Genomic DNA, 22,469 nt, shown 5'->3' on the forward strand with positions numbered 1-22,469 from the left:
CTCAGTGTTTAACTATGTCCGGCTTGGGAGAATGGAGCATTACATGAGCGTGTGCTCCGAAAATGCCGAAAAAAAAGTGGTCAGTCTTGCTTGATACTTAGGTTACTCATCGGTAGTGTCGTGTTTCACGTCAGTGAACAAATGTGAACCCAGACGCAATACGGCGGTGTCGCGGCCCCTCGCGGCGCTGACCGGCGGTACCCCCACAAAAGGAGATGACTGTGCAGCAAATCCTTCGTCCCTACGTCACCGCCGGTGTCGCGATCGTGGGCGCAAGCCTGATCGCCGCCATCCCGGTGGCCACGCCGGCGCCCGGCATCAGCACCGTGCGTGATGTGGCGCTGACTGCAACAAGTGCGTGGGACGAGGTGTTCAACACCGCGCAGCAGAACATGACCCAGATGCTCAACAACTACTACCTGGCGCCGGGCATCGCGTTCCAGCAGTTCATCGCCAATCAGAACGATTACGCCCAGCAGTTGATGGATGACCCGACGAACATCACTGCCGTCACCGAGCAGATCCGCCACAACCTCGACGGGCTGCTGACCGGGTTCACGCTGAGCAACCCCACCGAGGAAACCCTCAACACCGTGCTCAGCCACACCCTGGCCGCCGGCGATTTGGCCAACGGCACGTTCGGCTGGTACGACCTGTTCGCCGGCCCGCTGGCGTCGATCGCAGCCGGGTTGTTTCCGGCGGATCTCATCCCGATCATCCATTTCCTGGCCTCACCGCTGAGCGGGATGATCATGGGCTCGGTGGGGCCGATGATCGCCCCGATGGTCGCGCTGCTCAACAGCATCACCGACCACGACAGCTTCGGCGACACGCTGGCCAATATGTTCGGGGCCTCTCTCAACGGCGCCACCCTCAACCTGGACCCCCTGCTGCCGATGATCAACGAGGTCGCCGGTGGTCTGCTGCCGGCCGGCCTGGGGATCAACCACCTGGACATCGCGTTCGGCGGGTTGCTCAGCGCCGGGCATGTGGCCATCGACCCGTACCAGGTGCTCGGCGCCAACGGTGACGTCGTGGCCGACACGCCCGCGGTGGGCGGGTCGATCCTCAACAGCGTCGGCATCGACCTCACCGGAGTTCCGATTCTGGGAACCATCAGCATCGCCAGCAACCCGATCGGCCCGATGGGGGCGATGGAGGCTTGGGGGCAGACCGTCGGTGCGCTGCTGGGTTCGGGCTGGGACGGCAAGGGGGCGGTGCCTGTCACCCCGCCACTGGCCGGCACTGATCTGCCGTTGATCACCGACCTCGATGACGGCGGGGTTGGCGCAGGCGTGGCCACGGACTGGTTCGCCGATCTGCTGGGCGGGCTGGACCTGTAGGCCCCGGAAGACGTAGATCACCCCGAAAACTGCTATCCCAACCCGACTTTCACACGAGAGGTATTCGCACATGAGTCAAGGTAAGGCCACATCGCGTAACCGGATGATCGGCACCGGCAGCGCCGTCGCGGCGTTTCTGGCGTTCGGCATGACCCCGCTGGCGCCGGCCCCGGCCGCTCACGCCGACTTCGAGGACCTTTTCAGTTTCGATTGGCTGGCCCCGACCGCCGACGTCGACGTCTCCGGGCCGGCCGAGGGCTTTGACCTCGGTGACATGTCTGCTGTGTTCGGCGACTTCAACATGGTCACGCTGTTCGACCAGCTGTTCTACAGCCCGCTGCACATGCTGTCCGAGGCGTGGATCAACAACCCGTTCGGCGAGATGGTCAACGGCGCCATCAACACCATGGCCGGGCAATACCTGATCGGCGACGGCGCCGACGGTACGGCGGCCGACGTTAACGGCGGCAACGGCGGGCTGTGGTTCGGCGACGGCGGCGACGGCTGGTCCAGTGATGTGGCCGGGGTGATCGGCGGTAACGGCGGCAACGCGATCGGCTTCGGTGACGGCGGCGACGGCGGTGCCGGTGGCGCGGGCGCGGCCGGTGGTGACGGCGGTATCGGTGGTGTCTGGATGGGCAACGGCGGCGACGGCGGTGCCGGTGGCGACGCCACCGGTCTCGCGGCCAACGGCGCCGGACTGATCGGCGGCGCCGGTGGTGACGGTGGCGCGGCGATGGCCTGGATGTTCGGCAACGGCGGCGCCGGCGGCGCCGGCGGCCAGGGTTCCGACGGCGCGGCCGGTACCTTCGCGAATAACGGCAACGGCAACGGTGGGGTCGGTGGCTCCGGTGGGGCCGGCGGCGCGGGCGGAGTGTCCGGCTACCTGTTCGGCAACGGCGGCAGTGGCGGTGCCGGCGGGACCGCCGGCGGCAGCGGCGACGGCGCGGCCGGCACCGCCGACCACCACGACGGCGGCAACGGCGGCTCCGGCGGGACCAGCGCGGCCAAGGGCGGTGCGGGTGGCGCGGCCGGTGCCCGCGGCTCCAACTTCTACAACTCCGCGCTCAACGGGCAGGCCGGCCAGGCTGGTGACGGCGGCGACGGCGGTTCCGGCGGCAACGGCGGTGAGGCCTTCAAGGACACCGCCGGCAACTTCCTCGGTAACGGCGGCAGGGGCGGCGTCGGCGGTGCCGGCGGCAACGGCAACGTCGGCGGCAACGGCGGCAACGGCGGTAACGGCGCCGAAGGCATCAACGGCGGCGCCGGTGGCCAGGGCGGCTTCGGCGGTGCTTCGCTCGGCGCCAACACCGGCGGCACCGGCGGGAACGCCGGTGCCGGTGGTGACGCCACCGGCGCGGTCGGCGCGGTCGGTGCCGGCGGTGCCGGCGGCGGCGGCGGCAAGGGCGGCTCCAGCGAGACCGGCACCGGCGGCAACGGCGGCAACGCCGGCGCGGCCGGCAACGGCGCCACCGACGACGCCACCATCCAGACCTTCGGCGGTAGCGGCGGTTCCGGCGGTGCCGGTGGCGACGGCATGACCGGTGGTAACGGTGGCGACGGCACCGTCGGCGGCACCGGCACCTTCCGTGGCGGTGTCGGCGGCTACGGCGGTTCCGGCGGCAGCACCATCACGGGCGGTGTCGGCGGGAACGGCGGCAACGGTGCCCTCGGCGGCACCAGCACCGGCTGGGAAGCCGGCGACGGCACCATCTACAGCCAGGGCGGCAACGGCGGTGCCGGCGGAAGCGGCGGTTCGGTCTCGGGCTTGCTGGTCGGCGTGTCCGGGGTCGGCGGCAACGGTGGGGCCGGCGGTGACGGCGGCGCGGGTGCCACCGGGGCCGGCGTGGTCAGCGTCGGCGGCAACGGCGGCAACGGGGGTGTCGGCGGAGCCGGTTACGGCGACCAGGCCGCCGGCACCGGCGGCGCGGCCGGCGACGGCGGTGACGGCACCGCCTCCGGCGGCAACGGCGGAACCGGCGGCAACGGCGGCAATGGCGAGCAGGGGGCCGCCGGCGTCGGCGGGACCGGAGGCAACGGTGGCGACAGCGGCGGTGTGCAAACCACCGTCGGCAATCCCGCCAACTTCGGGCCCAGCCACGCCGGTAACGGCGGCGGCGGCGGGCGTGGCGGCGTCAGCAGCGGTAACAGCGCCGTCGGTGGAAACGGCGGCAACGGCGGCAACGCTGCCGGCGACATCAACGGCGGTAACGGCGGCACCGGTGGTATCGGCGGCGCGGGCGCGGTCGGCGCTGAAGGCGCGACCACCAACACTCCGCTCGGCGCTATCGGCACCACGCCGGGCGGCGCCGGCGGCACCGGCACCAACGGCGCCACCGGCGGCGTGGGTGGCAACGGCGGCACCTCGGAGAACGGGACCGGCGGCAACGCCGGCGCCGGCGGGCGCGGCGGCGGCGGCGGTACGGGCGGAGCGGGTGGCGACGGCGGCGTCGACCCCACCACCGGTGCCGGTCTGGCCGGCGGCCTGGGCGGTAACGGCGGGATCGGCGGGGCCGGCGGCGCTGCCGGCTCGGCCGGGCACGGCGGGGCCGGCGACGGTACCGCCGCCACTGACGGCGACGGCGGCGGCGGCGGCACCGGTGGTCAGGGCGGCGCCGGCGGCAATGGCGCCGCGGGCGCCAGCTCGACCACTGCGGCCGGCGGCAACGGCGCCGACGGCGGCGCCGCCGGTCAGGGCGGCAACGGCGGCACCGGCGGCACCTCGGGCACCGGCAACGGTGGCGCTGGTGGTACCGGCGGCTTCGGTGGCAAGGCCGGCAGCGGCGGTGCCGGCGGTAACGGCGGCGTCGACACAGGCGGCAACGGCCTGGCCGGCGGTAATGGCGGTAACGGCGGCGCCGGCGGGCACAGCGGCACCGGCGGCGCGGGTGGTGCCAGCACCAGCGGCACCGACGGCACTACCGGCACCGACCTTCTCGGTGGTGCGGGTGGTGCGGGCGGCGCGGGCGGAACGGGCGGCAACGGCACCGACGGTGCCAGCGTGCCCACGAACCCGGGCGCCGACGGTGGCACCGGCGGGGCCGGCGGTCACGGTGGCAACGGCGGGGCCGGCGGCGGCTCCAACGCCAACACCGGTGGCGCAGGCGGCGCGGCCGGAGCCGGCGGCCACGCCGGGAACGGCGGTGACGGTGGTGACGGCAGCGCCGGTTCCGCTCCGAACGGCAACGGTCTGGACGGCGGCGACGGTGGTGCCGGTGGCACCGGCGGCAGTGCGGGCACCGGTGGTAGCGGCGGTTCGAGCACCAGTGGCTCCCAGGGGCATGGTGGCGCCGGGGCCAACGGCGGTGGCGGCGGTAACGGCGGTGACGGTGGCGACGGCGGCAACCCGGCCGGCACCGGCACCCCGGGCAACGGCGGCGCCGGTGGCGCGCTCGGCACCGGCGGCGCGCTCGGCGCAGGCGGTACCGGCACCCCCGACGGCGCCTCCGGCACCGCGGGCGCCGACGGCACCGCCGGCACCCCCGGCAGCTAGTTACACCTTCTCGACACGGTCGCCGGGTCCCCGACAGGGACCCGGCGACCGCGTCGTTTCCGGGGTCGTGCGGAGATCCGGGCCGACACACCCGGCACCGAATTCGGGCCCCGCCAACACCGGCGGGGCCCTCGAATGCTGCTTGGCGCAGCGCGTCATCAGCTGATTCATATCGATTGAAAATTTCGGTATAGGTGTGCTTTTGGTCCGCTCAGGTGTACAGGTTTCCGTCGGAATCTTATGTTGCATATAGGGTTGCTATTCAAGTAACGACGCTCGTCGCGCGGTGACCTCTGCCGATGTCGGAGAAATATTTGACGAAGATGCTTGTGTCTTAGCTTTCTCACGGCTAGTGTTTTGAATCACATCAGTAAGTAAGCGTGATTTCAGGAACAACACGGCAGCGTCGCAGCCCCTTAAAGCGCTTGCCGAGGGCGGCACCTTACAAAAGGAGATGGTTGTGCAGCAAACCCTTCGCCCCTACGTCACCGCCGGCATTGCGATCGTCGGCAGCGGCCTGATTGCCGCCACCCCGGCAATCGCGCCGATGCCCGATGTCCATGTCGGGCGCGACATCGCGCTCACCAGCACCCTGGGCGATGCGATGGCGCCGTGGATCGACCAGTACAACATCGCGGCCGAGAACGCCACGGTGCTCGCCAACAACTTCTACGTCGCTCCCAGCGTGGCGTTGCAGCAGCTCATTGCGAATTCCCAGGCCTGGATCCAGGAGATCCTCACCGACCCGTCGAAGATCCCCGATGTGGTCAACGAGATGCAGGAGCAGCTGCGCGCGGTGACGGATGGCTACTCCCTGCTCAATGTCGCCGCGGACGACCCCACCACGGTGACGTCAGTCCTGCACACTCTCAGTGGTGGTGTCGATCTCACCACCTTCAACGTCGGCCACGCCCTGATGTTCACCATCCTGCCCCAACTGTTGCCGGCCTTCTTGCCTGCCGGTACCGATGCCGACGCGATATTGCCACTCATCAACTTCATCTCGTCGCCGATGAGCGGCATGATCATGGGGATGCTCGGGCCGGGGCTGAGCCCCCTGGTCGCGATGATGAACAGCATCAACGACGGCGACGGCCTGAACGAGATTCTGGCCAACATGAGCGGCGCCTTCTTCAACGGCGCCACCCTCAACCTCGACTTCGTGCTACCGATGCTCGACGGTGTGGTGCCGCCGGGCACCATCTCGCATCTGGATTTCGCACTGGGCGGGCTGCTCACCCCCGGCGTGGTGTCCAATGCCGCGTACACGGTCTACGACTCCTCCGGAAACGTGGTTTCCGAAATCCCGGCGGTGGGCGGTTCGATCTTCAACAGTGTCGGCCTTTCTGTCGACGCGTCGGGTTTTCTGGGGGTGCCGCTCACGCTGACCGTTGACAGCCACGGGGTCGGCCCGATCGGCGCCTTCATGGGCTGGGAGCAGGCCATGGCCGGTTTGATGGGCGGCCAAGCCTGGAACTGGGACGGCAAGAGCGCCGGCCCCCCGCCAGGGGTGGAACCGCCGCTGGCCGGGTTCTCCTTCCCCATCATCCCCACCGACTTCCTCGATGACGGCGGCGGCAGCGGAGTGGCGGAAGCGGGCAGCTTGTTCGATTGGTCGTCCATCGCGGACGCCTTGGGCCTGGACCTTTAAGCCAAGCACAGCCAGAACGTCGCATCACCCGAACGTTGCACGACCCGAACGTCGCATGACCCGAACTGAGAAGTCACAACCGCTCGACAGGACTGTTCACAGGAGAGGTGTTCGAAAATGAATCGTCGTCACACCAGCAGCCAGCGTGGCACTCAGCCCGGGACCGGCGCACGGCGCCGTAACCGGGCGGCTGGCGCCGGCAGCGCGGTCGCCGCGTTCCTGGCGTTCGGCATGGCCCCGTTGGCAACCGCGCCCTCGGCGCAGGCCGACGTCGAAGATCTGTTCAGCTTCGATTGGTTCTCCGACATGTTCCAACAGCCGGACGCCCTGCCGGCGGATTTCAGCATGGACCCCGGGTCTGCGGCGGACTTCGGCACCGACCTGATCAACAACTTCTTCTACGCCCCGATCCACTCGATGCTCGAATTGTGGATCAACAACCCGTTGGGTGAGATGGTCAACGGCGCCATCAACGACTTCTCCGGGCTGTATCTGATCGGTGACGGCGCCGATGGAACGGCGCTTGATCCCGACGGCGGCGATGGCGGCTTGTGGTTCGGCGACGGCGGCGCCGGCTGGAGCAGCGATGCGGCCGGTGTCGGCGGCGGTGACGGCGGCAGCGCCCTCGGCTGGATCGGTAACGGCGGTGACGGCGGTGTCGGCGGCGCCGGCGCGGCCGGCGGTGACGGCGGCGCGGGTGGCTGGTTCATGGGCCTCGGCGGTGACGGCGGCGCGGGCGGCAACGCGATCACGGCCGGCTTCGCCGGCGGTGCCGGTGGTGACGGCGGTGCCGCGGTGGCCTGGTTCTTCGGCACCGGCGGTAATGGCGGTGTCGGCGGCGACGGCGCTAATGGCGCGGCCGGCACCTTCGCCAATGCCGGCAGCGGCAATGGCGCCGGGGGCGGCGCGGCCGGTGCGGGCGGTGACGGCGGCCGCAGCGGGTACACCTTCGGTGCCGGCGGCAACGGCGGCGCGGCAGGCACTGCCGGCAACGGCGGCGCGGCCGCGGCCGGTGACGCCACCCACGTCGACGGCGGGATCGGCGGCTCCGGTGGCGCCGGCGCCGCGGGCGGTTTCGGCGGTGAGAAGTTCACCGGCTCCCTCGGCGGGGCCGGCCAGCTCGGTGCCAGTTCGGCCGGCGGTGCCGGTGGCGCCGGCGGCGACGCGGCCAAGGACGGCAGCGGGGCCTTCCTCGGCGACGGCGGCAGGGGCGGTGCCGGCGGTCAAGGCGGTGGCCAGACCTACGGGGCGAAGGCCGGCGCTGGAGCCGACGGCGGTGCCGGTGCTATCGGCGGTGCGGGCATCAACGGCGGCGCCGGCGGTGGCGGCGGTAGCGGCGGTGCCGGCTTCGGGACTGACACCGGGGGTAACGGCGGTGCCGGCGGTGCCGGTGGTGCCGCCACCGGTTCCGCGACTGGTCCGGGCACCGGCGGGGCCGGCGGTCAGGGCGGTCAAGGCGGTGGCGGGAACGGCTCCGGGGCAGCCGGCAACGGTGGTGCCGGTGGTGCCGGCGGTGCGGGTGCCACCAACGATGCCACTGTGCAGACCACCGGTGGAGCGGGCGGCTACGGCGGTGGCGGCGGGTTCGGAAGCAAGGGCCCCGGCGGCATGGGCGGTATCGGTGGTGCCGGGGGTACCGGTACCTTCGCCGGCGGCGACGGCGGCCGCGGTGGTGCCGGGCAGTACACGGCCGCCGACGGCGGTAACGGTGGTGCCGGCGGCAACGCCACCGGCTGGAACAACGGCACCGGTGTCTACAGCCAGGGCGGCAACGGCGGTGCCGGTGGCTACGGCGGCGGCGGGTCCGGCCTCCTGGGTACTAACGGTGGTAACGGCGGTGCCGGCGGTGCCGGCGGTAACGGCGCGGCCACCGGTGTCAGCGTGGGCGGTAACGGCGGTGCCGGCGGCTTGGCCGGTGCCGGCGGAGCCGGACTCACCGGCGGCACGACGGACGGCGGTAGCGGCGGTAACGGCGGTGCCGGCGGCAGCGGCACGGTCATCGGCGGTAACGGCGGTACGGGCGGCAATGCTGGTGAGCCGGGCGGCACTGCCGGTACCGGTGGCGACGGCGGCGCGAGCAGTGGCGCCGTCGCGGCGGCCGGCAACCCGCTCGGTATTGCGGCCGGTGACGGTCACGCCGGTAACGGCGGTGACGGTGGTGCCGGTGGCGGCCAGGGCGGTAACGGCGGCGCCGCTACCGGAACGGCCGACGGCGGTAACGGTGGCAACGGTGGCGCCGGCACGGCCGGAGCGGCCGGAAAGGCCGGCACCAGCCTCGCCGGAGCGGCCGGTGGTAACGGCGCCGACGGCTCGGCCGGCAGTGCGGGAGGCAAGGGCGGTGCCGGTGGTACCGCGACCACCGGTGATGGCGGCCAGGGCGGTAACGGCGGAGTCGGCGGCACCGGTGGAGCAGGTGGGGCCGGCGGCAACGGCGGCACCGACGCAACTGGCAACGGCCTGGCCGGCGGTAACGGCGGTGCAGGCGCCGCCGGTGGCGACGGCGGGGCAGCCGGCGCGGGCGGCGCGAGCACCAGCGGCACCGCAGGCGCCGCCGGAACCATCGGACTCGACGGTGACGGCGGCACGGGTGGTGCAGGCGGCAACGGCGGAGCCGGAACCAACGGCACCGACGGCGCCGACTCGACGACCGCCGCCGGCGGCAACGGCACTGACGGCGGCAACGGCGGCAGCGCCGGCAACGGCGGGGCCGGCGGCACCTCGGGCACCGGAACCGCCGGGAGCGGCGGAGTCGGCGGCACCGGCGGGGCCGCCGGAAACGGCGGAAACGGCGGGGCCGGCGGCACGGGCATGGACGGCGGCAACGCCGGTAACGGCGGGATCGGCGGCAAGGCCGGAATCGGCGGCGCAGCTGGTACGAGCACCAGCGGACCCGCCGGAACCGTCGGGGCCGACGGCAGCGGCGGTAGTGGCGGGGCCGGCGGTAACGGCGGGTCCGGCGGTAGCGGGGCGGCCGGCGCCAACAACCCGAACGCGGCCGGTGGTAACGGCAGTGCGGCCGGCGACGGCGGCAACGGCGGCAAGGGCGGAGCCGGGGGCACCTCGGCGGGCGGCACCGGCGGCGCCGGCGGCGCCGGCGGTCTTGCCGGTACGGGTGGCACCGGCGGCGCCGGCGGTACCGGCGGCACCAACGCCACCGGCGACGGTTTCGACGGAGGCAACGGCGGCGTCGGCGGCAACGGCGGCAACGGCGGCCTCGGCGCGGCGGGCGGTACCAGCACCAGCGGCACCGCCGGCAGTAATGGCGCCGACCAGGCAGGCGGTTCCGGCGGTGCTGGTGGTGCCGGCGGTAAGGGCGGTGGCGCCCAGGGCAGTGGCAACACCGGCGGTGACGGCGGTGACGGTGCGGACGGCGGTAACGGCGGTGCCGGTGCCGGCAGCAGCCCCGGTGGTTCCGGCGGTGCCGGTGGGGCGGCCGGAGCGGGCGGCACTGGGACCGGCGGCGCCACCAACGGCGCCCCCGGCTCCCCGGGCACCGACGGCCTGCCAGGCGCCTAGCCGACAGCAGAAAGCGACCACGGTCGCCGGGTCCACTCGGACTCGGCGACCGCGGTCGTTTCGGGGGGCTACTTCGATGAGTAACCGCGGCCGGCCATCAGCACCGGGCGCGACCAATCGCGGTGACCGGTTATTTCAGCAGCGCGGCGATCTTCTCCTCCGGGCGCACCGGCTCCGGCAGCGCGTCGAGCGCTACGGTGCGCGGCAGGCGCACCCGCGGGTCGGCGAACTCCCGATAGGTCTTGTCGCCGACGAGCTGTGCCAGCAGGTATCCGGTCAAAAGCGCCCGCACCCGCCGCTGGGTGCGTCGATCCGAGGTCGGTAGCCCGAAAAACCCGGTCAGCCGGCGGCCCTGCGGCAGCCCGGCCGGCGAGGTCTTGTCGATCACCCGCAGCGTCGCCGAACTCCAGGCATGCGCCAGCTCGATGGCGTTGGAGCGCAGGGCTTTCGGGTCGCCGGGGCTGCTGAACACCACGCCGGGCACATCCAGCGTCGCCGCCGCCTGCTCGGCGGGCGGGGCGGTGACCGTCGGGAAGATCGACGCCACCGCCTTCGGTTTCACCGACAACCCGGCGGCGGCGAACACCGCCGCCGAACCGCCGAATCCGTGGCCGGCCACCGCGAGCCGGTCGCGGTCGACGCTGATACGGCCGGGGCCCAACCGGACCTCGGTGGCGATCTCCAGGGCACGGCCCAGGTCGGCGGCAGAGTCCAGCACCGACGGCGCCAGACCGCGCCCGGTATCGGGGGCCGCGGCCACAATGCCCCACGACGCCAGATGCTCCAGCAACCCTGCATAGCGGTCGGCTCCGGTCAGCCAGTCGTGGCCGAACGCCACCGCGGGAAGCCGGTACCCCGACGCCGGGGTGTACACCACACCGGCCAGCCCCGCATAAGCCAGATCGCCCCGCAGGACGCGGTGCGGGCCGGGTCGGGTCAATGCGGTGTAGAGACGCTTGATGCTGGCCACCCGATGACGTTAACGCACTGCGGCCGGCGACGATCAAGGCTTGGCTGACCTGCGCGATTGCTCAGGGCCGTCTGCCGTTGCACTACCCTGAACAGCTATGTGCGGAATCGTCGGCTACGTCGGGCAGCGGCCCGCGCGCGAGGTCGTCGTCGAGGCACTGCGGCGCATGGAATACCGCGGCTACGACTCCGCCGGGATCGCGATCGTCGACGGTGTCGGCCAGCTCACCATCCGCCGCCGCGCGGGCCGGCTGGCCAACCTGGAAGCCGAACTGGCAGACACCGATCCGGCCCTTTTGGTCGGCGGCACCGGGCTGGGCCACACCCGCTGGGCCACCCACGGCCGGCCCACCGACCGCAACGCTCACCCGCACCGCGACGCGGCCTCCAAGTTCGCCGTGGTGCACAACGGCATCATCGAGAACTTCGCTGCGCTGCGCGACGAGCTGGAGCGCGAGGGGACGGAGTTCACCAGCGAGACCGACACCGAGGTGACCGTCCACCTGTTGGCCCGCCAGTACCGCCACGGCGACACCGCCGGGGACTTTGTGGCCTCGGTGTTGGCGGTGCTGCGCCGGTTGGAGGGTCACTTCACGGTGGTGTTCGCCCACGCCGACGAGCCCGGCACCATCGTGGCGGCGCGCCGGTCCACCCCGCTGGTGGTCGGCATCGGTGAGGGCGAGATGTTCCTCGGCTCGGATGTCGCGGCGTTCATCCCCTACACCCGCGAAGCTGTCGAACTGGGCCAGGACCAGGCGGTGGTGATCACCCCGGACAGCTACCGCATCACCGACTTCGCCGGGCAGGATATGACCGGCACGGCCCGCCGGTTTCACATCGACTGGGACCTGTCCGCCGCCGAAAAAGGCGGCTACGAGTACTTCATGCTCAAGGAGATCGCCGAGCAGCCCACCGCGGTGGCCGAGACTCTGCTCGGGCACTTCGAGGACGGCCGCATCATGCTCGACGAGCAGCGATTGAGCGACCAGGAGCTACGCGAGATCGACAAGGTGTTCGTGGTGGCCTGCGGCACCGCCTATCACTCCGGCCTGCTGGCCAAGTATGCGATCGAGCACTGGACGCGGCTGCCGGTGGAGGTCGAGCTGGCCAGCGAATTCCGCTACCGCGACCCGGTACTGGACCGCAGCACCCTGGTGGTGGCCATCAGCCAATCCGGCGAGACCGCCGACACCCTGGAGGCCGTCCGGCACGCCAAGGAGCAGAAGGCCAAGGTGCTGGCGGTCTGCAACACCAACGGCTCGCAGATCCCGCGCGAGTGCGACGCGGTGCTCTACACCCGGGCCGGACCGGAGATCGGTGTGGCGTCGACGAAGACGTTCCTGGCCCAGATCACCGCGAACTATCTGGTCGGTCTGGCGCTGGCACAGGCCCGGGGCACCAAGTACCCCGACGAGGTCGAGCGCGAGTACCGGCAACTGGAGGCGATGCCCGAACTGGTGGCTCGCGTGCTGGACGGCATCGACTCGGTTGCCGAGCTGGCGCGGCGGTTCGCGAAATCGAGTGCTGTGCTCTTTCTTGGCCGCCATGTCGGCTACCCGGTGGCGCTGGAAGGCGCCTTGAAGCTCAAAGAGCTGGCTTACATGCACGCCGAGGGGTTCGCCGCCGGTGAGCTCAAGCACGGCCCGATCGCGCTGATCGAGGACGACCTACCGGTGATCGTGGTGATGCCCTCGCCCAAGAACGCGGCGATACTGCACTCCAAGCTGCTCTCCAACATCCGCGAGATCCAGGCCCGCGGCGCGATCACCATCGTGATCGCCGAGGAGGGCGACGAGACGGTGCGGCCCTACGCCGATCATTTGATCGAAATCCCGGCCGTGCCAACGCTTTACCAGCCGCTGTTGTCGACGATCCCGTTGCAGGTGTTCGCCGCCGGGGTGGCGCAGGCCCGCGGCTACGACGTCGACAAGCCGCGCAACCTGGCCAAGTCGGTCACTGTCGAGTAGCGGGAGCTTTCTGTGCGACGAATGTTTGCGGTGGTCTGCGCTGCGCTGGCAATGCTCTCGTCGGTGCCGAATGCCGTTGCGGGCAATGAGGTTCCCGACCTCGATCCACTCCTCGACGACAGCGGGCCGCTGCCCGGCGCGGTAGCCGACCTCACCGGCATCCCGGACCTGGCGTTCACCACCCCGACGGGGGTGGCCTGCCGGAAGAGCCGCGGCAAAGTGACACACAGTGTGGCGTGTGTGGGAAATTTCCCCGGGGCGCCGGCGGGTACCCGCAGCGTGAGCCTCGGCACCGTCTACGCGCAGGGCAACGGACTGGCACAGTTTCTGCCCACCGCGCCGGCCGGTCTGCTCGGCGATCCCGCGAGGGTTCCGTCGATCATGCTGGCGCCCGGCCACAAGATCGTGTTCTGGGATTTCTCGCCCACCGAGTCGCTGGTCTGCGGCGCTCCGCCGGGTACCGAGGTGGCCTGTGTGCTCAAGGCCGTGCACGAGAACGGCGCCAAGAGCGGCGGACCGGCGGTGACCCACGGATTCGTCATCTCGGCACCGCAGAGCCAAGTCTTCTAACGGGGCACAGATTCTCGGCAGCGCCGCAATCTGATTGCAGTGGCTCGATTGTGTCGCTCGTGGGTCGAAAACTCAGCGGCAATCGCGGCGGCGATGAGACGATGCAGCGGGTGTTGTCGACGATCAATCTGGCCGAGTGAGGGAGCGCAGCCTTGTCCAACGGTGGCCCTGCTGTTCACTTCAAGCGGCCCCGGGTCCTTCTGCTGCTCGGCATGACGGTCTTCTTCGTCGCGTCCTACCTCGTCACCGTCGTACTGTATGAGCGCGCGGGGTGTGGATGCCCGCTTCACCTCACCGAAGGTCTGGCGTCAGCCGATGGAACGACCGTGACCATCGACATCGAGGATCTTCAGACGGTGAAGGGCACACTGACCGGCAAGGTCAGTATCAACCCGGGGCCCGCACTGCTCGATCCGGTCAGGCGCGGGCTCACGCAGGATCTCGGCATCGCGGTGCACTCTGCGGTCACGCCGACGAAGCGCACCTGGACGAAGGGCATGATGCCCGGTGAGTTCCCGGTCCCCTTGACCATCTCCGGCAATTCGGCGAAGTGGCCGTTCGACCACTACCAGACCGGGCCGATCACCGTCGATGTGGTCCGCGGGGATGCCACAATGCCGGAACGGATGTCGGTGACGTTTGTCGACCATATCGCCGGTTGGAAGAATGAGATTGTCAGCGACCGCGAGGACGGCGGTCCGTACCGGATCACACTGCACCGGTCGCCGAGCACGATGGCGTTTGGCTCCGTGATCGTAGGCGTCTTGATCGCCCTGGCCGCGGTGGCTGTCATTGTCGCGAACCTGACTTTTCTGGGCTGGCGCAGATTCCAGCCGCCGATGACGACATGGTATGCCGCAATGCTTTTCGCGGTGGTACCGCTGCGAAACGCGCTGCCTGACGCTCCGCCGATCGGATCCTGGATCGACGTCACGATCACACTGTGGGTGATCGTCGCGCTGGTGATGTCGATGCTGCTGTACATCTACTGCTGGTGGCGCGATCTGAAACCCGAGCCGGTTTGAGGCGTGCGCGTCCGATGGGCCGAAGTCGTCGTTGCGCGACGTTGACCCGCGAGCGTGCCGCTCGTAGGTTGAAGGATCGACGGTTGATGAGGAGGCTTCTGGTGGCGCGGCGGATACTGGCAGTGGCGGTCACGTCGGCAGCTCTGCTGATGCCGGTGCCGAATGCCATTGCAGCACCGGCGCTCCCCGATGTGGACTCCCTGATCGACGACAGTGGACCATTGCCCGGTTCTGTCAGTGATCTGCAGAAGGCTCCCGATCTGGCCTTCGCCACCGATTCGGGGCTGGTCTGCAGGTTGTGGCACGGGAAGATCACTCATGACGTCAACTGCACGGGCGACATTCCGGGGGCGCCGCCGGACGCCGGTTCCGTGCAGCTTCCCGGGATCTACGGGAAGGGGAGTGCGCCGGCGCGTTTCGTGGCCGCCCCGCCGGACACTCTGGTCGCCGACAGCCCGCCGGCCGCAAAGCTTCCGGTAGGCCACAAGATCGTGTTCTGGGACTTCTCACCCACCCAGTCCATGGTCTGCGGGGTTCCGCCGTCCACCGAACTGGTATGTGTGCTCAAGGAACCTCAGGTACCCGGCGATGTGATCACCGGCCCGGTGGTCGCCCACGGTTTCGTCATCGCGGCACCGCAGAGCCAAGTCTTCTGAGCCGTCACGGATGTCGGGCGGTGACCCCACCGTCGACGACGATCTGGGTGCCGGTGACGAACGACGCCCGCGGTGACATCAGGAACGCCACCACTTCGGCCACCTCCGCGGGCTGCCCGATGCGCCCCAGCGGCGCCGCGGCCACGAAGCCGGCCGCGACCTCCTCGACGTCCAGGGCGATCTGCAGCATCGGGGTTTCGATGAAACCCGGGCAGACCGCGTTGACCCGGATCCCGGCCGGGCCCAGCTGGGCCGCCATGGACCGGGTCAGCCCGAGCAGCCCGGCCTTGGAGGCGCAGTAGGCCGGGATGAACGGGTTGGCGGTCAGCCCCTCGATGCTGGAGATGCCGACCACCGCCGGGCCACCGCCGGCCCGGGCGACCGCCTCCAGATGCGGCAGCATCAGTTGCACCAGCATCGCCTGGGCACGCAGGTTGACATCCATGACCGCGTCCCAGGATTCGCCGGTATAGGCGCCGACCGGTTCGGGCAGCACCCGCCCGGCCGCGTGCACCAGCCCGTCGATGCCGTCGAGTGCACCGGCCGCGGCCGCGACCGCATCAGGCAGTGCGGCGTCGTCGCAGACATCGACTATCGCGCCGGGCATTCCCAGACCGTCTGCCACCTGCTGAACCCCGGGGGCGATGTCCCACAACGCAACCCGGCGCCCGTCGGCAACCAGCGCCTGCGCGCACGCCCGGCCGATCCCGGACGCCGCACCGGTGATGACGATTCCGCTCACGTGATCGCTCCCTTGTTGATGGCGAACGCCGACCAGTCCGGTTCGCGCACCGCCGACCAGTACTCGTCGAGCCGCCACGGGCTCACGGTGTGGATCTCACCGTCGGCGTTCTTGAAGTAGGAGTGCTTGACCGCCGGGTGCGCCCATACCATCTTGGTGATCTCTTCCTGGGTTCGGCGATGCCATTCGGCGGCCACCTGCGTGGTCGGCTCGATCGATTTCAGCCGCTCCGTGGCGAGCTTGGCCAGGCAGGCGTCGATATAGCGCATCTCCAACTCCGAGTTGAAGATCAGGCTGCCGCCGTGCGCCAGATGAGCACCGGGGCCGTACAGCAGAAAGAAGTTCGGAAAGCCGGGCACAGTGATGCCCAGGTACGCGTACGGTCGGCTGCCCCACAGCTCGTGCAGATCGGCGCCGTCGCGGCCGGTGATGCGCATCGGCCACAGCACGTCGGTGTGCCGAAACCCGGTCGCGTACACGATCACATCGACCTCATGGTGGACACCGTCTTCGGTCTGCACCCCGTGCGGCGTGAGCATGCGGATCGGCGTTCGGTTGAGGTCGACGTTGTCGCGCTGCAGCGTCTTGAGCCAGGTCCCGTTGTCCTGCAGGGTGCGCTTGCCGGTGGCCGGATAGTCCGGAAGCACCTTGGCCAGCAACTCCTGGTCATCGCCGAGTTGATCGGTGATCCAGCCGGTGAACATCATCCGGGCCATGGCGTTGATCTCGCTGACGGCATAGTCCTGATCGGGGTAGTCCGGGTCGACCCGGGCGGCCTCCAGGCCCTTGTCGGCGCCGGGCCACAGCAGCAGGAACCGGTACCAGCGGCCGTAGAACGGCAGGTGCTCCAGCGCCCAGCGCACCCCGTCGTCGACCGCATCGTGATACATCGGGTTGGGGAACATCCACTGCGCGGTGCGCTGAAACACCGTGAGGTGCTCCACTTTTCCCGCGATCGCCGGCGCGATCTGAAATCCGCTGGCACCGGCACCGATCAGCGCCACCCGCTTGCCGGTCAGGTCGACGCTGTGATCCCAGGCCGCGGAGTGAAACGAGGGCCCGGCGAAGTCCTCCGCGCCGTCGAGGTCCGGCAGGTGCGGCCGGTTGAGTTGACCGACCGCACTGATCACCGCACGTGCCCGCAGTTCCGACAGCACGCCGTCGCCGGTACGCACGGTCAGCGCCCAGGTCCCGGTGTCGTCGTCCCAGGCCGCCTCGATGACCTCGGTGCCCCACCGAATGTGCTCGTCCAAGTCGTGTTTGGAAATCAGATCGGTGAAATACGCTTGCAGCTCGGGCTGTTCGGCGAAGTAGTGCCCCCAGTTGTTGTTGGGCTCGAAGCTGAAGCAGTAGAAGTGGTTGGCGACGTCCACCCGGGCGCCCGGATAGTCGTTCTCCCACCAGGTCCCGCCGGGCCCGGCGTTCTTCTCGACGATGGTGAAGGGAATTCCGGCCTGCGCCAGCCGGATTCCGGCCAACACGCCCGACTCGCCGCAGCCGATCACCACCGTCGGCAGCTCCGCGGCGCGGTCGGGATCCAGTGGTGCCGGCCGGCGCGGATCCGCGCCGGAGAGGTCGAGTTCCTCGGCGAGCAGGCCCAGGTAGTCATCCGGCACCGTCTCGCAGGCCGCCCAGTCCATCATCTCTTTGATCAGCTCGGCGGGCAGTGGTGCGGGTTGCGGGCAGCCCCGGTCCCGGTGCTCGACGATCACCTGAAGCGCTTCGGTGCGGGCGCGGGCCTTGTCCTCCTCGGACATGAAGCCCTGGATCTCATTGAGGAAGATCCCGTTCTGCTTGAACTCCCGGATGAAGCGGGGGTCGCCGGTGATGTGCACGCATGACAACAGCAGGGTGGGGATGCTGACCTGCTCCAGGGTGGCGGCGATGTCGGCAGTCGACGTGGTGAACGGTTCCCCGGCGTAGCGGTTGCGCACCAACTCAGCCCTTTCAGTCGATCCGCTACGGTGAGTTGCGAAATTGGTTCGGACGATACGCCAGCCATCGTGGCCGATCAAGGATCGCCAGCTGTGCAAGGCTGTAGGCCGTGGCAGACGTGCGGACCCGCCTGGCTGCGGCGTGGCATTTCGTGCACTCCGCCCCGCTGACCTACCTGTGGCTGGCGGTGCTGGGGGTCACCACCGTCATCCAGCATCTGGTCGGCCGGCGGCTGCACAGCATGCTCGTCGAGCAATCCACCAACCTGCACCACCTGGCCACCGACCCGCTGGAGGTGCTGGTCTCGAGCCTGTTGTGGATCGACGGCAAGGACTGGACGCCGTATCTGGTGCTGTTCACGCTGTTCCTGGCGACCGCCGAGCACTGGCTGGGGCATCTGCGCTGGCTGATGGTCGGGTTGATCTCACATGTCGGCGCCACCTATGTCAGCGAGGGGGCGCTGTACGTGTTGATCCACCTGCATCGCGAATCGGAGCGGCTGACCTACGCCCGCGACATCGGGGTCAGCTACTTCCTGGTAGGGGTGATGGCGGTGTTGACCTACCGGATCCGCCGGCCCTGGCGCTGGGGGTATTTGGCCGCGCTGCTCGTCATCTTCACGGTGCCGCTGGTGATCAACCCGGACTTCACCGCAATCGGCCACGCCGCCGCCCTGCTCATCGGATTGTGCTGTTATCCGCTGACCCAAGTCGACGCCCACCGGCACGCCCGGAACGTAGCCTGACACTGATGCGGCACTACTACACCGTCGAGGCGATCCGCGCCGCCGAGGCGCCACTGTTGGCGAGCCTGCCCGACGGCGCGCTGATGCGCCGTGCCGCGTTCGGCCTGGCCACCGCGATCGCCCGCGAACTGACTTCCCGCACCGGCGGGGTGGCCGGCCGGAGTGTGTGTGCCGTGGTGGGTTCCGGAGACAACGGCGGCGACGCACTGTGGGCCGCCACCCTGCTGCGCCGGCGCGGCGTGGCGGGCAGCGCGGTCCTGCTCAACCCGGAGCGCGCCCACGCCAAGGGGCTGGCGGCTTTCATGCAGGCCGGCGGTCGGATCGTCGACGCCGTGCCGCCCGCAACGGATCTGGTGATCGACGGGGTGGTCGGAATCTCCGGGCGGGGAGCGCTGCGGCCCAACGCCGCCGAGGTCTTCGCCGCGGTCGAGACGGCGCGCATCCCGGTGGTGGCCGTCGACATCCCCAGCGGCCTGGACCCGCAGACCGGCGCAGCGGACGGCCCCGCGGTGAACGCCGCGCTCACCGTCACCTTCGGCGGCCTCAAACCGGTGCACGCACTGGGGGACTGCGGGCGCGTCGAGCTGGTCGACATCGGCCTGGATCTGCCGGCCACCGACACTCATGAGTTGCAGGCGGCCGACGTTGAGGCGTGCTGGCCGGCGCCCGGCCCGCGCGATGACAAGTACACCCAGGGCGTCACCGGAATCCTGGCCGGCTCGGCGACCTACCCGGGCGCCGCGATCCTGTGTGCAGGCGCGGCGGTCGCCGCCACCTCGGGCATGGTGCGCTACGCCGGAAGTGCTGCAGCCCAGGTGGTCTCGCACTGGCCCGAAGTGGTAGCGGCTCCCAGCCCGGCGGCCGCCGGGCGGGTACAGGCCTGGGTTGTCGGGCCGGGCCTGGGCACCGACGAATCGGGCGCCGCCGCACTGTGGTTCGCGCTCGGCACCGACCTGCCGGTGATCGTCGACGCCGACGCGCTGACCATTCTGGCCGCCCACCCCGCCCTGGTCGCGGATCGGGCCGCCCCGACCGTCCTGACCCCGCATGCCGGTGAGTTCGCCCGGCTGGCCGGCCACCCGCCCGGGCCCGACCGGGTCGGTGCGGCCCGCGCCCTCGCCGAGCGGTTCGGAGCCACCGTGCTGTTGAAGGGCAACGTCACCGTCATCGCCGACCCAGCCGACCCAGCCGGCCCGGTCTACCTCAACCCGGCGGGCGGATCCTGGGCGGCCACCGCCGGTTCCGGCGACGTGCTGTCCGGGATGATCGGCGCGCTGCTGGCATCGGGGCTGCCCGCCGCCCAAGCCGCCGCTGCTGCCGCGTTCGTGCACACCCGCGCCGCCGCGGCCTCGGCCGCCGACCCCGGACCCGGCGACACCCCGACGTCGGCGTCGCGCATCCTGGCCCACATCCGCACCGCTATCGCCGCGCTATAAGCAGAGGAGTCGTTGTGACCCATTCCCACCCGTCTGTCCCCGCGCACACCATCGCCCCGGCCTACACCGGCCGGATGTTCACCTCGCCGGTTCCGGCGTTGCGGATGCCCGACGACCCGATGGACCCGCAGGCCGCCTATCGCTTCATCCACGACGAGCTGATGCTCGACGGCAGTTCCCGGCTGAACCTGGCCACCTTCGTCACCACCTGGATGGACCCCGAGGCGTCGGCGCTGATGGCGGAGTCGTTCGACAAGAACATGATCGACAAGGACGAATACCCGGCCACCGCGGCCATCGAGCAGCGCTGCGTGTCGATGGTCGCCGACTTGTTTCACGCCGAGAACCTGCGCGACGACGACCCCGCCAGCGCCATCGGGGTGTCGACCGTCGGCTCCAGTGAGGCGGTGATGTTGGGCGGATTGGCGATGAAGTGGCGCTGGCGACAGCAGCTCGGGGATGCCTGGAAGGGGCGCACCCCGAACCTGGTGATGGGCTCCAACGTCCAGGTGGTGTGGGAGAAGTTCTGCCGCTACTTCGATGTCGAACCCCGCTACCTGCCGATGGCCGAAGGCCGCTACGTGATCACCCCCGAGCAGGTCGTCGACGCCGTCGACGAGAACACCATCGGGGTGGTGGCGATCCTGGGGACCACCTACACCGGCGAGCTGGAACCCGTCGAGCAGATCTGCGCGGCTCTCGAGGCCCTCGCCGCCGGCGGTGGGCCGGACGTGCCGGTGCATGTGGACGCGGCCAGCGGCGGGTTCGTGGTGCCGTTCCTGCACCCGGGCCTCAAGTGGGACTTCCGGCTGCCGCGGGTGGTGTCGATCAACGTCAGCGGCCACAAGTACGGGCTGACCTACCCGGGCATCGGCTTCGTGGTGTGGCGTGGCGCCGACTACCTGCCCGAGGAGCTGGTGTTCCGGGTCAACTACCTGGGCGGGGACATGCCCACGTTCACGCTGAACTTCTCCCGGCCGGGCAACCAGGTCGTCGGCCAGTACTACAACTTCCTGCGCCTCGGCCGCAGCGGCTACACCGAGGTGATGCGGACCCTGTCCGACACCGCCCGCTGGCTCTCCCACCAGCTGGCCGCTTCTCAGCATTTCGAGGTGATCTCGGACGGTTCGGCGATCCCGGTGATCAGCTGCCGGCTGGCCGGTGACCGCGGCTACACCGAGTTCGACGTCTCCCATGAGCTGCGCACATTCGGCTGGCAGGTGCCGGCCTACACCATGCCGGAGGGCGCCGAGGACGTCGCGGTGCTGCGCGTCGTGGTCCGCGAGGGGCTCTCGGCGGATCTCGCCCGGGCGCTCTTCGACGACATCATGAAATCGGTGACCGCCCTCGACCGGGTCAAGCCCGAGGGGCATTACGACGATCAGCAGCATTTCTCCCACTGATTTGTCATCGCCGAGTGAGCGGTTTGGCACTGGAATCGGTCGTTTTCGCTACCAAACTGCACACTCGATGCGCCGCTCACCAGGTTTTCGGGCAGCCACGGCCGATCAGCGCCGCTCCGACGCGCTCCAGGAACGCTCTCGGGCGCAGGTGCAGCGTGCGAGACGTCAACCGGGTGTCGATCCAGCCCGCCTCGGCGATGATGTTGTAGCGCTCGGCGTCACGTTCCCGTTGCTTTGGGTCAAGCCAATGGTGGGCGCCCTCGAAATCAGCGCCGACGCGGTACTCCTCCCAACCCATGTCGATGCGGGCGACGATGTTGCGGTAGTCGTCGTATATCGGGATCTGGGTCTGTGGTCGCGGGAAACCGGCCTGCACAAGGAGCAGTCGGGTGAGCGACTCATAGGGCGACTCCGCCCCGCCGTCGACGAGTTGCAATGTCCGTTCCAGCTGCCGCAGCCCCCGCGCGCCGCGGTGCTCGGACGCCACCGCCGCGACATCCACCACCTTGAGGTCGGTAGCGTTCATGAGCGCATCGATACGCTGCACACCGTCGGTGAGGCCCCGGCGTCTTCCCAGGTCGAAGGCGGTTCGGGCGGCCGTCGTTACGGGGAGGTCGCGACTCGTCCGCGCCTCGCCGGGCAACAGCGTGTCGGTGTGCACCGTTAGCAGCGGAGACGCCCGTCGATTGGTGTGGATGAGCTCGGCGGGCGTGTTCGGGTCGATCCACTTCGCGCCGAGTATCGCGGCCGCCGAAAGGCCGGCGAGCACACCGTGTCCGCGTGACCAGAGCCATGCGGCGCGGGCCCGCTGCTTCGCTGTCAGCTCCATCTTTCGCGGTACCCAAACCCCCGGATAGAGGCCGACGTAGTCGCGGCGCAGCTGGGCGCGGGTGACTGTGCCGCGGGCCAGCTCCTCGGATGCCACGAACGGCCCTTGCGGTGGTCGCATGCCCGAGGGTGGCACTCGTCACCGCGTCGGTGTCGACGCTCATGCACAGGACGACGCCGACTGTGCGTT

At 70.1% G+C, this 22,469-nt stretch carries 15 protein-coding genes; 11 read left to right on the plus strand and 4 right to left on the minus strand.

The window, feature by feature from the left end; translation table 11 throughout:
• Nucleotides 1-215: 215 nt before the first annotated feature.
• From gjpA (ACZYY4_RS02460) to ACZYY4_RS02475, 4 genes are all read left to right on the plus strand, one after another.
• Nucleotides 216-1,343 (plus strand): outer membrane porin GjpA, encoded by a 1,128-nt coding sequence (gene gjpA / locus ACZYY4_RS02460; protein WP_463807823.1) that lies wholly within the window; start codon nucleotides 216-218, stop codon nucleotides 1,341-1,343.
• Between the two features lie 70 nt (nucleotides 1,344-1,413).
• On the plus strand, nucleotides 1,414-4,836 hold the full coding sequence (locus tag ACZYY4_RS02465; RefSeq protein ID WP_463807824.1) for a PGRS repeat-containing protein: 3,423 nt from the start codon (nucleotides 1,414-1,416) through the stop codon (nucleotides 4,834-4,836).
• 454 nt (nucleotides 4,837-5,290) lie between these two features.
• Entirely contained in the window at nucleotides 5,291-6,487 is a 1,197-nt protein-coding gene (gene gjpA / locus ACZYY4_RS02470; protein WP_463807826.1) for an outer membrane porin GjpA, read from the plus strand.
• 117 nt (nucleotides 6,488-6,604) lie between these two features.
• Nucleotides 6,605-10,003, plus strand: a complete 3,399-nt coding sequence (locus tag ACZYY4_RS02475) for a PGRS repeat-containing protein (RefSeq protein WP_463807827.1) — start codon at nucleotides 6,605-6,607, stop codon at nucleotides 10,001-10,003.
• Nucleotides 10,004-10,133: 130 nt separating this feature from the next.
• Here ACZYY4_RS02475 and ACZYY4_RS02480 read toward each other — a convergent pair whose 3' ends face one another.
• Nucleotides 10,134-10,973: a dienelactone hydrolase family protein gene (locus tag ACZYY4_RS02480; RefSeq protein WP_463807828.1), complete on the minus strand. Its 840-nt coding sequence runs from the start codon at nucleotides 10,971-10,973 to the stop codon at nucleotides 10,134-10,136.
• A gap of 97 nt (nucleotides 10,974-11,070) precedes the next feature.
• Between ACZYY4_RS02480 and glmS the strand changes: the two genes are divergently transcribed.
• The 4 genes from glmS (at nucleotide 11,071) to ACZYY4_RS02500 (ending at nucleotide 15,190) form a co-directional block, all read left to right on the plus strand.
• Nucleotides 11,071-12,939 (plus strand): glutamine--fructose-6-phosphate transaminase (isomerizing), encoded by a 1,869-nt coding sequence (glmS, locus tag ACZYY4_RS02485; RefSeq protein WP_463807829.1) that lies wholly within the window; start codon nucleotides 11,071-11,073, stop codon nucleotides 12,937-12,939.
• Nucleotides 12,940-12,951: 12 nt separating this feature from the next.
• A complete protein-coding gene (locus tag ACZYY4_RS02490) occupies nucleotides 12,952-13,509 on the plus strand; it encodes a hypothetical protein (protein ID WP_463807830.1) in 558 nt (185 codons plus the stop codon).
• Between the two features lie 212 nt (nucleotides 13,510-13,721).
• Nucleotides 13,722-14,534 carry a DUF4436 domain-containing protein gene (locus ACZYY4_RS02495; protein ID WP_463807831.1) on the plus strand — a complete coding sequence of 271 codons (813 nt, stop codon included), beginning with the start codon at nucleotides 13,722-13,724 and terminating at the stop codon, nucleotides 14,532-14,534.
• A gap of 86 nt (nucleotides 14,535-14,620) precedes the next feature.
• The gene (locus ACZYY4_RS02500; RefSeq protein ID WP_463807832.1) at nucleotides 14,621-15,190 is read left to right on the plus strand and encodes a hypothetical protein; all 570 of its coding nucleotides are present in this window, start codon (nucleotides 14,621-14,623) and stop codon (nucleotides 15,188-15,190) included.
• A 4-nt stretch (nucleotides 15,191-15,194) separates the two neighbouring features.
• On the opposite strand, the gene ACZYY4_RS02505 is transcribed toward ACZYY4_RS02500, so the two are convergent.
• Complete coding sequence (locus ACZYY4_RS02505) at nucleotides 15,195-15,932, minus strand: SDR family NAD(P)-dependent oxidoreductase (RefSeq protein ID WP_463807833.1); 738 nt, start codon at nucleotides 15,930-15,932, stop codon at nucleotides 15,195-15,197.
• Nucleotides 15,929-17,866 (minus strand): flavin-containing monooxygenase, encoded by a 1,938-nt coding sequence (locus ACZYY4_RS02510; RefSeq protein WP_463807834.1) that lies wholly within the window; start codon nucleotides 17,864-17,866, stop codon nucleotides 15,929-15,931. Before ACZYY4_RS02510 ends, ACZYY4_RS02505 begins: the two co-directional genes overlap by 4 nt.
• A 119-nt stretch (nucleotides 17,867-17,985) precedes the next feature.
• On the opposite strand from ACZYY4_RS02510, the gene ACZYY4_RS02515 reads away from it, so the two are divergent.
• The 3 genes from ACZYY4_RS02515 to ACZYY4_RS02525 are packed head-to-tail and all read left to right on the plus strand — an operon-like array spanning nucleotide 17,986 to nucleotide 21,451.
• Nucleotides 17,986-18,612, plus strand: a complete 627-nt coding sequence (locus ACZYY4_RS02515) for a rhomboid-like protein (RefSeq protein ID WP_463807965.1) — start codon at nucleotides 17,986-17,988, stop codon at nucleotides 18,610-18,612.
• A gap of 5 nt (nucleotides 18,613-18,617) precedes the next feature.
• A complete protein-coding gene (locus tag ACZYY4_RS02520; protein ID WP_463807835.1) occupies nucleotides 18,618-20,048 on the plus strand; it encodes an NAD(P)H-hydrate dehydratase in 1,431 nt (476 codons plus the stop codon).
• Between the two features lie 14 nt (nucleotides 20,049-20,062).
• The gene (locus ACZYY4_RS02525) at nucleotides 20,063-21,451 is read left to right on the plus strand and encodes a glutamate decarboxylase (RefSeq protein ID WP_463807836.1); all 1,389 of its coding nucleotides are present in this window, start codon (nucleotides 20,063-20,065) and stop codon (nucleotides 21,449-21,451) included.
• A gap of 76 nt (nucleotides 21,452-21,527) precedes the next feature.
• Here the strand turns inward: ACZYY4_RS02525 and ACZYY4_RS02530 are convergent, their stop codons facing one another.
• Entirely contained in the window at nucleotides 21,528-22,400 is an 873-nt protein-coding gene (locus tag ACZYY4_RS02530; protein ID WP_463807837.1) for a hypothetical protein, read from the minus strand.
• Nucleotides 22,401-22,469: the final 69 nt, after the last annotated feature.

The organism is Mycobacterium sp. IDUB_21, from assembly GCF_055419425.1.